Source organism: Pseudoalteromonas sp. McH1-42 (assembly GCF_022347845.1).
In the GTDB taxonomy this organism is placed as follows: Bacteria; Pseudomonadota; Gammaproteobacteria; order Enterobacterales; family Alteromonadaceae; genus Pseudoalteromonas; species Pseudoalteromonas rubra_D.
The window spans coordinates 59,369-73,129 of the sequence record NZ_JAKRFU010000011.1; the positions used below are offsets into that span (position 1 = coordinate 59,369).

General features: G+C 49.7%; 11 protein-coding genes. 5 read left to right on the forward strand and 6 right to left on the reverse strand.

What is annotated here, in order from left to right:
• Window positions 1–81 precede the first annotated feature (81 nt).
• Entirely contained in the window at window positions 82–1,962 is a 1,881-nt protein-coding gene (locus MHN31_RS11145) for a methyl-accepting chemotaxis protein (RefSeq protein ID WP_125563055.1), read from the forward strand.
• Window positions 1,963–2,036: 74 nt separating this feature from the next.
• On the opposite strand, the gene MHN31_RS11150 is transcribed toward MHN31_RS11145, so the two are convergent.
• The 5 genes from MHN31_RS11150 to priA all read right to left on the reverse strand — a co-directional run bounded on the left by MHN31_RS11150 (window position 2,037) and on the right by priA (window position 7,089).
• Window positions 2,037–2,399 (reverse strand): DUF971 domain-containing protein, encoded by a 363-nt coding sequence (locus MHN31_RS11150; RefSeq protein ID WP_125563182.1) that lies wholly within the window; start codon window positions 2,397–2,399, stop codon window positions 2,037–2,039.
• A gap of 40 nt (window positions 2,400–2,439) precedes the next feature.
• On the reverse strand, window positions 2,440–3,768 hold the full coding sequence (hslU, locus tag MHN31_RS11155) for an HslU--HslV peptidase ATPase subunit (protein ID WP_125563057.1): 1,329 nt from the start codon (window positions 3,766–3,768) through the stop codon (window positions 2,440–2,442).
• An 11-nt stretch (window positions 3,769–3,779) separates the two neighbouring features.
• The gene (hslV, locus tag MHN31_RS11160; protein WP_010386191.1) at window positions 3,780–4,298 is read right to left on the reverse strand and encodes an ATP-dependent protease subunit HslV; all 519 of its coding nucleotides are present in this window, start codon (window positions 4,296–4,298) and stop codon (window positions 3,780–3,782) included.
• A 76-nt stretch (window positions 4,299–4,374) separates the two neighbouring features.
• Entirely contained in the window at window positions 4,375–4,908 is a 534-nt protein-coding gene (locus MHN31_RS11165) for an SPOR domain-containing protein (RefSeq protein ID WP_125563059.1), read from the reverse strand.
• Window positions 4,909–4,917: 9 nt separating this feature from the next.
• The gene (gene priA / locus MHN31_RS11170) at window positions 4,918–7,089 is read right to left on the reverse strand and encodes a primosomal protein N' (RefSeq protein WP_239444295.1); all 2,172 of its coding nucleotides are present in this window, start codon (window positions 7,087–7,089) and stop codon (window positions 4,918–4,920) included.
• 309 nt (window positions 7,090–7,398) lie between these two features.
• Between priA and rpmE the strand changes: the two genes are divergently transcribed.
• Together rpmE and MHN31_RS11180 are read left to right on the forward strand one after the other, a co-directional pair.
• Window positions 7,399–7,614, forward strand: coding sequence for a 50S ribosomal protein L31 (gene rpmE / locus MHN31_RS11175; RefSeq protein WP_010386197.1), 216 nt, complete (start codon window positions 7,399–7,401; stop codon window positions 7,612–7,614).
• Window positions 7,615–8,242: 628 nt separating this feature from the next.
• Window positions 8,243–9,484 (forward strand): malic enzyme-like NAD(P)-binding protein, encoded by a 1,242-nt coding sequence (locus MHN31_RS11180; RefSeq protein WP_010386198.1) that lies wholly within the window; start codon window positions 8,243–8,245, stop codon window positions 9,482–9,484.
• A 73-nt stretch (window positions 9,485–9,557) separates the two neighbouring features.
• On the opposite strand, the gene metJ is transcribed toward MHN31_RS11180, so the two are convergent.
• On the reverse strand, window positions 9,558–9,878 hold the full coding sequence (gene metJ / locus MHN31_RS11185; RefSeq protein ID WP_010386199.1) for a met regulon transcriptional regulator MetJ: 321 nt from the start codon (window positions 9,876–9,878) through the stop codon (window positions 9,558–9,560).
• Between the two features lie 300 nt (window positions 9,879–10,178).
• On the opposite strand from metJ, the gene metB reads away from it, so the two are divergent.
• Entirely contained in the window at window positions 10,179–11,402 is a 1,224-nt protein-coding gene (metB, locus tag MHN31_RS11190; protein ID WP_239444296.1) for a cystathionine gamma-synthase, read from the forward strand.
• A 5-nt stretch (window positions 11,403–11,407) separates the two neighbouring features.
• Window positions 11,408–13,756 carry a bifunctional aspartate kinase/homoserine dehydrogenase II gene (metL, locus tag MHN31_RS11195; RefSeq protein ID WP_138537826.1) on the forward strand — a complete coding sequence of 783 codons (2,349 nt, stop codon included), beginning with the start codon at window positions 11,408–11,410 and terminating at the stop codon, window positions 13,754–13,756.
• Window positions 13,757–13,761: the final 5 nt, after the last annotated feature.

Sequence of the window (13,761 nt, forward strand, 5' to 3'; positions counted from 1 at the left end):
CAAAAATAGCAAATAGTGCGCGGCGTTGCTGACGGAATAATCTATACTCTATTGCAGGTCTTGTAATAATTGGGTAACCGTATGGCATTTCTGGAAAATCTGACCATCAAGCGGCGCTTGCAGTTAAATGCGCTGGTGGTGGGTGTGGCTTTAGTCGTTATGCTGGCAGTGATTATGATCGAAGCCAGTACGATGCGTAAACTGAATGAAACCATTCAGTATGCTGAAGAGCTTGATATTCATGAGCTTTCAATGCGCAAACATGAAAAGAACTTTTTGTTCTATAAAGATACTGAGGCACTAGATTTATATGCCAAGGACTACAGCGAACTGCAACGTAAAGCTGGGCTACTGGACGAGATATTTGCTGAGTTCGGTATCGATGACAGTAATTTACGTGAGTTCGAACGTCTTGCGCAAACCTATGTTGATGATTTTAATCACGTTGTTGAGTTACAACAAACCATAGGGCTGCATCCTAAGGATGGTCTCTATGGCGCGCTTCGTAGCGCGGTTCATGAAGTAGAGACAATGCTCAAACAGCAATCACGTGATGACCTGCTGGTCACCATGTTAATGCTCAGACGCGCAGAAAAAGATTTTATGTTGCGACTGGACTTGAAATACCTCAAGAAGTTTGACGATCAAATCAGCAAATTTGAGGGGCAGGTCAAAGCGGCTGGCTTTGATGCGCAGTATGAGCGTCAGATCCAGACCCTGATAAAGCAATATCAAACCCGCTTTAGAAATTTAGTCGATGCACAGACCAAGCTTGGCCTGGACCTTCAAAGTGGTGCTCTGGGCAGCATGAAGAAAAGTGTTGAGCAGAGTGACGCTGTTGTCGCGCGGATCGTCGAGCAGGCAAAAGAAGCCGTGACAGAAAATACGCAAATGGCGCAGATGGCTGCCCTGATCATTTTTGTTGTGGCCTCTGTGGTGGTGATGTTGCTGGTGCTGTCGACCAGCCAGTCAATTATTCGTCCGGTTGAACGGGTTTACCAGACCATAGAGCGGATCCGTCGTGAGAATAATTTACGTATCCCTATCGAACAGACGGGTAACGATGAAATTACCCTGATGACCAAAGACTTCAATAGTCTGATTGGCGACTTTAAAGAGTTGATTGGCGACGTAAACAGTGCGCTTGCGATCATCAATGATGCAACCCACCACTTATCGGATACCACAGCACAGACCAGTGCAGGCATGACTGAGCAGCTGCACGAGGCCGATATGGTGGCAACGGCGGCCACTGAGATGCAGGCCACGATCCAGGATATTTCACATAATACCGAAGCAGCGGCAGACAAAGCCGAGTCAACCAACAAGAATGCACAGCTAGGTCGCTCTGAGGTGACTGCAACGATTGAGCATATTATGCAGCTGTCTGAATCGCTCGGTGGTGCATCCGACGTAGTGGGCCAGCTAGAACGCGATGGCGAAACGATAGGTTCAGTGCTGGATGTGATCCGCGGTATCGCCGAGCAAACCAACCTGCTGGCACTGAATGCGGCGATTGAGGCGGCCCGTGCCGGTGAGCAAGGTCGTGGTTTTGCTGTGGTCGCGGATGAAGTGCGCTCGCTGGCGCAGCGTACTCAGGATTCGACGCAGGAAATCGAAAGCATTATTTCAACCTTGCAACAGCGTACCCGTGAAGTGGTTAATATCATGGAGCAATGTCGCGAGCAGGGCAATGAAAGTGTGGCACAGGCCGAGCGCGCAGGCGATCTGCTCGGAATGATCACCGAAGATGTGCAAACAATAATGGAAATGAGCACCCATATCGCCACCGCGATAGATGAGCAAAAACAGGTGGCTTCTGAAGTAAACAAAAATGTTGTGAAGATCCGAGACATTGCCCAGGTGGCGTCAGATCATGCCAGCAGTAATGCGCAAAGCAGTGAGGAGCTGTCGGAGCAAGCGCGGAATTTATACGAGTCAGTGGAAAAATACCAGGTGTAGTGCCAGCCCGGTTCACCGGGTTTGTAAAAGAAAAGGCGACCACAGGTCGCCTTTTTTGTGTTTATCACAGCGGATCAGGGCGTAAACTTAATGGGCACATCGTGGCGTGCAGACACACGCTGCTGATAAAGTTGCCACAGTTCATCCTCTTGCTCACTGAGCTTTCGCAGGTACTGCCAGCTGAACAGTCCTGAATTATGACCGTCATCGAACACCAATCTGACTGCATAGTGTCCCACCGGCTCAATTTTGCTGATGGCCACATCTTGTTTATTGAGGACCAGTTGCTGCTGACCGGGGCCATGTCCCTGTACTTCAGCGGAGGGAGAATGGACCCGTAAAAACTCAGCGCTGAGTGTGTGCGTCAGACCATCATCAAAGTACACATCAAGCAGGCTTTGTTGGGTGTGGTAATGCAGTTTGGTAACTTGATACATAGGCATAAAAAAGCCCGATCAGTGACCGGGCGGGATTCCGTTAAAGAATAAAGCGGCTCAGGTCTTCGTCCTGTACCAGCATATCTAAATGCTTGTCGACATAGGCGGCATCTATCGTTAGTGACTCACCGGCTTTGTCGGAAGCATCGAAAGAGATTTCTTCCATCAGCTTTTCCATCACAGTGTGCAGACGACGGGCACCAATGTTTTCCGTTTTCTCATTCACCTGCCAGGCAGCCTGGGCAATGCGCTCAATGGCATCATCACTGAATGCGATGCTGACACTTTCTGTGTCCATCAGGGCTTGTTGTTGCTCTGTAAGTGACGCATGTGGCTCTGTCAGAATGCGTTTGAAGTCTTTTGCTGTAAGTGCTTCGAGCTCGACACGAATTGGTAAACGGCCTTGCAGCTCAGGGATCAGATCAGAAGGCTTGGCCATCTGGAATGCCCCTGAGGCGATAAACAGAATGTGGTCTGTTTTTACCATGCCATGTTTAGTGCTGACCGTTGAGCCTTCAATGAGTGGCAGCAGGTCGCGCTGAACCCCTTCACGGCTGACATCGGGTCCTGAGGCTTCGCCACGCTTACAGATTTTGTCGATCTCATCAACGAACACGATGCCATTTTGTTCAACGGCAAAAATCGCCTGCTCTTTGAGCTCTTCTGGGTTTACCAGCTTCGCGGCTTCTTCTTCAATCAACAGTTTGAAGGCTTCTTTGATTTTTAGCTTGCGGCTTTTCTTTTTGTCGCCTGACAGATTTTGGAACATGCCCTGCAATTGATTGGTCATTTCTTCCATGCCTGGCGGTGCCATGATCTCAACCTGAGGGGAGGTTTCTGCCACTTCAATGTCGATCTCTTTATCATCCAGCTGGCCTTCACGCAGCTTCTTGCGGAATACCTGACGCGTAGAGCTGTTGTCACTCTGTTGTGTTTCACCCCAGGCATCTTTGGCTGGTGGCAGCAGCGCATCTAAAATGCGTTCTTCAGCGGCTTCTTCGGCACGGTGTTTGTGCTTCTTGGTTTGCAGCTCGCGCGTCATTTTAAAAGATACTTCAACCAAATCGCGGATAATGGTCTCGACTTCTTTACCCACATAACCGACTTCGGTGAACTTAGTCGCTTCAACTTTGATAAATGGCGCGTTCGCCAGCTTCGCCAGGCGACGGGCGATTTCGGTTTTACCCACACCGGTTGGGCCAATCATCAAAATATTTTTGGGAGTGACTTCAGTACGTAGCTCTTCAGGGAGCTGCATGCGACGCCAGCGGTTTCTGAGCGCAATGGCAACGGCTTTCTTTGCTTTGTCCTGACCAATAATATGCTGGTCCAGCTCATGGACGATTTCTCTTGGGGTCATTGCTGTCATGGCAATTCCTATTACAATTCTTCGATGGTTTGGAAATTGTTGGTAAAGACGCAGATATCGCCTGCGATTTTAAGGCTCTTTTCCACAATTTCTCGGGCACTCAGGTCGGTGTTCTCAATCAGCGCGGTGGCAGCTGCCTGAGCAAAGTTACCACCACTACCGATGGCGATTAGATCGTGCTCTGGCTGAACAACGTCACCATTACCTGTGATGATCAATGACGCGGTTTCATCGGCAACGGCCAGCAAGGCTTCGAGCTTGCGCAGTGCTCTGTCGGTTCGCCAATCTTTTGCCATTTCCACGGCTGCACGAGTTAGGTGGCCCTGGTGCATTTCCAGTTTGGTTTCAAAGCGCTCAAACAGGGTGAAGGCGTCGGCAGTGCCACCTGCAAAGCCTGCAAGCACCTTACCGTTGTATAGGCGACGCACTTTTTTAGCATTGCCTTTCATTACCGTATTGCCAAGCGAAACCTGGCCATCTCCACCTATTACGACTTTGTCGCCTCGGCGAACACTCACGATAGTTGTCATAGTATTCCTTAATCAGGAGGCACATGCCTCAAGTATAAAATCAATTAGGGTAGAGATAGGGACGATTTTACGAAGATCAAGTCCACTTCCAGATCCCACAGCTGACGATGTTTATTCGTTCCAGCTTATTCTTATCGCTCTCAGCGCCCCGTTTGGTGTCATAGGGACCCAAACGCACCCGATACCAGACACCGTTGGAGCCTTCTGTGCGACGGATCTCGGCGATCAGGCCAGCGAACGCCATTTTGGCTTTCATTTGTTCGGCCTGCTCATAGGTTCTGAATGAGCCACACTGCATCTGATAGGGGCCCTGGCTCTCTATTTTCTTGACCTCAACTTTAACCTCATGATCTTTAATGTCTTTGATGAAGTCTGGTGGGCGTGGCAGGTCTTTTTCTGCTTTCGGTTGCTCCGTTTTCTTTGCTGGCATTGGGCTGATGGGCTGTGCCTCGGGTTCGCCATGCTGCTTGATGTACCACAGGCCATAACCAAAGGCACCAATCAACACCAGTGTCAGAGCAGCAAAAAATTTCGGGAAAGGTTTGGCAACCTTTCCTTTGGCGGCTTTTTTACCGCCCGGCTTCTTATTTATGTAGTCGTGTTGTGCCATAACGTTTTTTTAATAGGTATCCATAGGGTCAACGTCAATACTCCAGCGCACCCGGTTGGCGAGTTTATGCTGGCCGATATAATCAGCCAGTTGTGCCAGGTATTGATGCAGTACTTTGCGTTGCGCTGCCTGAATATGCAATTGATATCGGTATTTTCCGGCCAGGCGTTCCATCGGCGCGGGGATCGGTCCGAGTAATTGTATACCAGGGTAGGGGGTGGCTGGAACCAGATCCGATAAAAACGCCATGACCAGTTGTGCATTGGTGGCTTCTGCACGGATCAAAGCCAGATGGCTGTATGGGGGCATCTGGGTTTCCTCGCGTTCGCGCAATGCATAGCGGGCAAAATCCTGATAGCCGTTGTTCACCAGATCCTGTAACAAAGGATGTTCCGGGAAGTGGGTTTGCAACAGCACAGTACCGGCTTCGCCACTACGCCCGGCTCGCCCTGCGACCTGGGTTATGAGCTGCGCCATGTGCTCAGTGGCGCGAAAGTCGCACGAATACAAGCCACTGTCTACGTCGAGGATCACCACCAGGTTGACGTCTGCGAAATGATGTCCTTTGGCGAGCATCTGAGTGCCAATGAGCAGTCGCGCGCCCCCTTGGTTAATTTCATCCAGTACGGTTTCCAGGCTACCTTTGCGCCGGGTTGAATCCCGGTCTATCCGGTGCACCGGAAAATCAGCAAATTGCTGGGTTAAAAACTCTTCCAGTTGCTCGGTGCCATATCCCGTTGGCATGATCTGGGTGCTGCCACAGTCAGGGCATTGCACGGGCACAAACGCTTGTTCAGAACAGTGGTGGCAGATCAATCGGCTAAGGGATTTATGATAGGTGGCGCTGGTACTGCAACGATTACAGTTGCTGAGCCAGCCGCACTCATGACAGATAAGTGTCGGGGCAAAGCCACGCCGGTTGAGAAATACCATGACCTGCTGTCCGCGTGCCAGTGTGGCAGCTATGGTATCCAGGCTGGCCTTGGCAAACCCCGATTGCTCAGCCTGACCTTTCATATCGACTAACATAAAGCGGTTATCTTGCTGTGTTTGTGCGCGTTTGGTGAGAGGCAGCAGTTGATAGCGGTTTTGCAGGGCTTTTTGCAGGGTTTCCAGTGCCGGGGTGGCGGTGCCGAGGATTAATGGAAACTGGCCTTGTGCAGCACGGTAGGCCGCGAGGTCACGGGCATGGTAGCGCAACCCGTCTTGTTGTTTGAATGAGCCGTCGTGTTCTTCATCGACGACTATCATGCCCAAGGTCTGAAAGGGCAAAAAGATGGCTGAGCGGGTGCCAATCACCAGAGCTGACTCTCCCAGCTCGGCGCGACGCCAGGTGTGTAAGCGCTCATTATCGGTGAGGTTCGAGTGCCAAAGATCGATGGGTAACCCCTCAAAACGGCGTTTGAAACGGTTAACCGTTTGTGGCGTCAGCCCTATTTCTGGCACCAGTACGAGTGCCTGTTTGCCACTGGCTAAAATGGCTTCGAGGCTTTGCAGATACACTTCGGTTTTACCACTGCCTGTCACACCTTCGAGTAAGAAGGTACGAAACCCGGTCTCACTGTTGATGGCACTGCAGGCGGTAGCCTGCTCTGGGTTGAGTCTGGGTTTACTACCGAGCTGCAACGGCCTGGATTGCCAGTGTGTATCTGTGCGCAGTTCTTCCTGGATCAGTGCTTTTTCTAACAAGGCTTTGATCTGTGCCTGTGAGAAGCCCAGTGTTTTGAGCTCACTGGCGGTGGCATCTCCGGCACTGCGCAGTTGCTCAAGCAATGCTAATTGTTTCTTTGCTCTGAGCTGAGTGGTTTCACGCCCCGCTACTGTCAGCGTCAGTACCGGCACCTGGGTTTTATCAACTTGCTCGCCTTCGCGCAGTGCGCCGGGTAGGGCAGTAAACAAGGTTTCGCCCAGAGGGTGACAATAATACTGGGCACCGAAGCGCAAGAATCCGAGGTGCTCTGGCGACAGCACGGGGGCAGTATCCAGTACAGACTCAATGGCTTTTATTTTCTCGGCGGGCACATCGCTGTGAGACTTTAAGGCCACAACAATGGCAACGCAGGCCCGGTTGGCAAATTTTACTCTGACTCGGCCGCCCACACAGGGCTGCTGTTGTGGCTCGAGGCGGTAATCAAAGGTTCTATGTAAAGGCACTTTTAAAGCGACTTCGGCGAAGCGCATGGAGACTCCGGCATCTGAATATCAAAGTTAAGGACTGGCGCCTGATAGCCCTATCGGGTGCTAACAGAACACGGGCTCAGTATACCGTAACAATGTAAAAATGCATGCCAGTGGTGAGGGAGTTTAGTGTGTATGACATATTTTGCGGTTACATTCCGAGATTGCGCAAAAAATAACAGCTAAATTGCATTTATTGCTTGTGGATCATCCCGATTGACCCTAAAATACGCGTCCACAATTTTTGTATAACTACGTATGGTGCCAGACTTCGGGTTTGGAGAGCGATACGGCCTTAACTAGAGGTGTCCTATGAAAGAAGGTATTCATCCTACGTACGAAACAATTACAGCAACTTGTTCGTGCGGTAACAAATTCGAGACTCGTTCAACACTGTGTAAAGACATTCACCTGGACGTATGTTCTGCATGTCACCCGTTCTACACTGGTAAGCAGAAGATCCTAGACACAGGTGGTCGTGTTGATCGCTTCAACAAGCGCTTTGGCGCGCTTAGCAGCAAGAAGTAAGCCTTACTTCTGTTGTAGAAAAAGCACCTTCGGGTGCTTTTTTCGTTTCTGTCCCTGGTAATGTGCGATTTTGCCAAATGCTGCACTTTACTATGCTAAGTGGACGGATCAGTGCCGTTCGGTCAGTAAAGTTTCCAGTAATGCGAGATTGTTGCCGACAAACCTGCATGCTATAGCGTTCGTTAAGTTGTGCTCATGTGACAACCATATCACAGCGCAAATTTCCCCTGAATGATCATATTCACCTGATTAATCTGCATAGCTACCCCGGCCAATGTCTCGATTTTTTTATTTAATATTAGTTAAAAGTCGGTATTTTCTCTCATTATGTTGCTAAATTTCGGGAACTTGTTTTTTACGCTTGTTTTATTCATTTGATTTATACTCCGCATAAAAATGACGCTATTTTGACCTGAAAATGACACTTATCGGATCATTTGTTGTGAGTTAAGTTTGCCGAAAAGTAGCAAAAAAGTCGCTAAATATTGCTAACTGCCAACTATCTTTGCTTTAACAGGATAGACCTGATATGGCTTGAATTAATTTTTAAAAAAGGTATGGTTTAACACAGTTAGCGAATTTTTATCTCACTCTCACTTTCAACTTCTTCGTAGGAAAAAATCGCGTCATGTCAGACTTTCGTGAACAAGCTTTACATTATCATGCCCACCCCGTTCCAGGAAAAATCAGCGTAGAGTTGACCAAGCCTGCAGAAACCGTCAAAGACTTAGCCCTGGCATACAGCCCGGGTGTTGCAGAGCCGGTTCGTGAAATTGCAGCCGACCCCAGCAACGCTTACCGTTACACAGGTAAAGGCAACATGGTGGCTGTGATCAGTAATGGTACTGCTATCCTGGGTCTAGGTAACCTGGGTCCTCTGGCGTCCAAACCAGTGATGGAAGGTAAAGCTCTGCTGTTTAAGCGCTTTGCTGGCCTGGATTCAATTGATATTGAAGTTAAGCACCGTACCACTGAAGACTTTATCAATACAGTTGCAAATATTGCCGATACTTTTGGCGGTATTAATCTGGAAGACATCAAAGCTCCTGAGTGTTTTGAGATTGAGCGTGCGCTGATCGAGCGATGTGATGTGCCGGTATTCCATGATGACCAGCATGGCACCGCGATTGTCACCGCTGCGGGTATGTTGAACGCGCTGGAGATTCAGGGCAAAAATATTCATGACGCGATTATCGTTTGTTTGGGGGCTGGTGCAGCTGCCATCGCGTGTATGGAGCTTTTGATTAAGTGTGGTGCACAACGTGAACACATTTATATGCTTGACCGTAAGGGGGTTATTCACACTCGCCGTGATGATCTCAACGAATACAAAAAGTTGTTTGCCAATAACACGGATAAGCGCACGTTACAGGACGTGATCGAAGATGCAGACGTGTTTGTGGGTGTATCTGGTCCGGACCTGTTGTCACCGGAAGATCTGAAATTAATGGCTGATAAGCCTGTGGTGTTTGCCTGTTCCAACCCGGATCCTGAGATCAGCCCGGAAGTGGCACATGGCGCGCGTGATGATCTGATCATGGCAACGGGTCGCTCTGATTACCCCAATCAGGTGAACAATGTACTGTGTTTCCCGTTTATCTTCCGAGGTGCGCTGGACGTGCGTGCAACGGCCATTAATGATGAAATGAAGATAGCCGCGGTTGAAGCAATTCGCAGCATTGCCAAAGAGCCGGTGCCTGCTGAAGTACTCAAAGCGGCGGATGTGGACAGCCTGGAGTTTGGTGAACATTACATCATTCCTAAGCCGATGGACCCGCGCTTGCTACCACGTATCGCCAGAGCTGTTGCCGAGGCCGCGGTAGAATCGGGTGTCGCACAAATTGAGATGCCAGAAAACTACATGGCCTAAGTCAGTTTGAGCAAAAAAAAGCCTCACAATGTGAGGCTTTTTTTATTGCTGTTTTTCACTGTCGCTGCACAGATTATTCTTCGTTAATCTCTGGGATCTCCAGACCCATTTCCGTCATGATCTGACGGACTTCCGCCGGGATTTTTTCCGGATTGTCTTTGCGCAGGTCTTCGTCACCAGGGAGTGGCTGGCCGGTAAAGGCATGCAGAAATGCCTCACACAGTAACTCACTGTTCGTCGCGTGGCGCAGGTTGTTGACCTGGCGACGGGTGCGCTCATCGGTTAGCACTTTCAGTACGTTGAGCGGGATAGAAACAGTAATCTTTTTTACCTGTTCTGATTTCTTACCGTGTTCTGCATAAGGGTGAATATATTCACCGTTCCATTTAGCCATAGTGATGTACTTGCCTCAGTGTTGTAGATGCAATGCGAATAAGACTGTGTACTGTGTATGGATCCAACCGTGACACGTAGGCTCTCTGTTGGCAATGTTGCACGTCATTTGCCATAGTTTAAGCTCAAATACTCAGTCTTATTAGCATAGAGTTCGCGTTGAGTGGCGAAATTTTATCGGTTTAAAAAAGATAGTCAAATACTAGTTATTTAGCCATTTAGCGGTATAAATGTTTTGACTTCTAACTTTTGTTCATCTAACCTTTTAGACGTCTAAACATCTAATTCATCCAGGTGACCTATGAGCCAAAGCAACAAGTCAACCATAGCGGTACGTACAGGCATAGATGCCGATAAGCATCATGGTGCGGTGGTGCCGCCGCTTTATCTGTCGACCACCTATTCTTTCGCGGATTTTGATAAGAAGCGTGATTACGATTACGGTCGCAGTGGTAACCCTAATCGCGATATTCTTGCGCAAACACTGGCGGAACTGGAAGGTGGCGCTAAGGGGATCATTACCGCAACGGGTATGGCCGCGGTTCACCTGGTGACTCAGTTACTGAATGCTGATGATACCTTAGTGATCCCACACGACTGTTATGGGGGCAGCTATCGCTTGTTTACCTCTCTGGAAAAGCGCGGTTTGCTCAAGGTCAAAGTACTGGATCTGACGCGCAGCGACAGCTTGCAGGAAATTCTGGCCATTAAACCTAAGCTGGTCTGGATTGAAACACCGAGCAACCCCATTTTGCGCTTGACGGATATTCAGGCTGTTGTGGATGTCGCGGCACAGTGTGGTGCGCTGGTCGCTGCTGACAATACTTTCTTGTCGCCGGCACTGCAAAACCCCATCGCATTTGGCGTCGACATTGTGGTCCATTCCACCACTAAGTATATCAATGGCCACTCGGATGTTGTGGGTGGGGCTGTTATCGCTAAAACCGAGGAGCTGGGTGATGAACTGGCCTGGTGGGCCAATAATATCGGTATCACGGGCGCGCCGTTTGACAGTTACCTGACTTTACGGGGTTTACGTACGCTCAATGTTCGCCTTAAACAGCATCAGGAAAATGCGCTGGCGATTGCACGTTACCTTGAGCAATCAGAATTTGTTAGTCAGGTTTATTACCCAGGGCTGGAAAGCCATCCTCAGCACGCACTGGCGAAACAGCAGCAACAAGGCTTCGGTGGCATGGTGAGCTTTGATATTAAAGGGGAGCTCGCGGATGCCGCTAAATTCCTGACCAGTGTGAAGCAATTCTCTCTGGCAGAATCTCTGGGTGGTGTTGAAAGCTTGATTTGTCACCCGGCGACCATGACACATGCGGGTATGGACCCGGCCGCACGGCTTGAGGCGGGTGTTGGTGACACACTGATCCGCATTTCGGTGGGGATTGAGGAAATCGACGATTTACTAACAGACTTTGAGCAGGCATTTGCCGCGGTGAAGGCCGCGCAAGGCAACTCCAGTGACAATGCGAAAGCATTTAAGCTCTCGCCAGCACATACGGCATTGTGGTAGAAGAAATGACAAAAGCAGTACATAAATTCGGCGGGTCGAGCTTAAGCTCGGCTGCTCGCTATCAGGCGGTTGCCAATATCATCATTGGACAGTGCCAGAGTGGTGACTGTATCGTGGTATCGGCAGCAGGCAAAACCACCAATACCTTGGTTGCCTTGTGGCACAGTTATCAGCAGCAGGACGAACGAGCCTTTAGCGATATCTTGCTGCAAGTGGAAAACCATCAGTTGCAGCTGATTGATGAGCTATTTTCCGCAGCGCAGCAATCCTCGCTGGTCTCTGAATTACGTGATGAGCTGAGCAGTATCGGTCGCCAAGCGCAGTCGCGTCAGCTACTTGAAGCCCCGTTATTGGCGTTTGGCGAGATCTGGTCAGCACGTTTATTGGCTGCCTTGTTGAACACTTTGAATATTGCCGCTCAGGATATTGATGCACGCACTTTGTTTACTCAGCATCAGGGACAGCTGATGCACAGTCAAAATCGCAGTGCCTGTCATCAGGCACTCGATCAAGACAAAATTTATGTGGTGACTGGGTTTATTGCTGCTGATAGTGCTGGTAATACGGTGACATTAGGGCGTAATGGCAGTGATTATAGCGCTACATTATTGGCCAATTATTTAGATGCCGCGTCAGTGTCAATCTGGACTGACACGCCGGGCGTTTTTAGCACCGATCCGCGCAAAGTGGGTAATGCAATCAAGTACAGCAAAGTGTGCCGTGCTCAGGCTAATTTGCTGGCACGGCTTGGCAACCCGGTATTGCACGCAAAAACACTGTCACCACTTAAAGAAACCGCCATTAAGCTACAGGTACGCAGCAGCTTTGAGCCAGACGTGCAGGGCACTGAAGTGGTTAAGCAAGGTTACAGTAAAGAAAAGCGCTTTGTGACCACTTTTGGTGACCTGGATTTATTGCGGGTTGATACCCTGGTTTCGGGAGAAGTCGGGGCGCTTAGTCAGCTTATTCAGCATGGCATTCATCACTTCAACCAAAACGGTGAAGATTACCTATTGGTGCCTAGCGAGTTTACACATCAGGTTGTTTTACGCCTGAGTGGCCGGGTCACCATCGTCGAGTCACACCTACGTGGCTTTGCTGTGGTTGCACCTTGTCCGGACATTGCTCCGTTGGTGCGTCAGGCACAGACGGTGCTGGATGAACAGGCAGTGGTGGTGCGCTTCACTCACAGTGCCACAGACTATGCTTTATTTCTGACCGATCAGGCCATTGACAGTGATGTATTGGCTATTTTGCATGATAAACTGGTGAATAAGGGACGTGAACTGGCGGTGATCATCGCCGGTCTGGGCAACGTTGGTGAGGTCTTCCTGAGCCAGTGTCAGCAACAAATTACGCGCCTGCAAAGCCAGTTTGATCTTAAAGTGGTAGCACTGTTACGCTCACAGAAAATGGTGTTTTGCCCGAGTGGTTTAACTGTGTCGCAATGGCAGCAGCAGTGGCAAAGTGAAGCGCTGGATTACTCGCATGAAGAGTTGCTGGATCGTATCAGTGAGCTTGATTACGAACATAAGGTGGTGATTGATATCACTGCCAGTGAGACATTTAGCCAGCTGTACCCGGATTTTGCGGCCCATGATTGCCATTTGATCAGTGCAAATAAGTATGCCGGAACTGCGCAGCATGACTGGTACCAGGCATTGCGTACTCAGTTACAGGAACGTAATTTGCTGTGGCGTTATAACACCAGTGTTGGTGCTGGACTGCCAGTTAATTTTGCGCTGGCGGATCTGCAAAATAGCGGTGACAGAGTTGTGCGCATTGAAGGGGTGTTTTCGGGCACTTTATCCTGGTTGTGTAGCAGTTTTGATGGCACTCGTCCTTTCTCTGAGCTGGTTTTGGCAGCACAGGAAATGGGGTATACCGAGCCGGATCCCAGAGAAGATTTATCCGGTCGCGATATGCAGCGCAAGCTGCTGATCCTGGCGCGTGAACTGGGGTTACAGCTGGAGCTGGACGACATTGCATTAGAGGCGTTGATGCCTGAGACACTGGCTGAAGGCAGCTGGGACACCTTTTTGGCACGCAAAGATGAGTTAGATGCGTTTTATCAGCAGCGTCAGGAAGCAGCCCAGGCCGCTGATAAAGTGCTGAGGTATACCGGTGCCCTAGAGATTGACGCATCAGGAACAGTCCATGCCAAAGTGGGGATTGCGCAAGTTGCTCAGGGGAGCGCGATTGCCAATTTGACCCCGGGGGACAACATTTTTGTGATAACCACCCAATGGTATGAACAAAATCCTTTAGTGATTCAAGGACCTGGTGCGGGTAAAGAAGTCACCGCTGCGGGGATCCATTCCGACCTATACTGGTTAACACAGCAGCTGAGATAACAAAA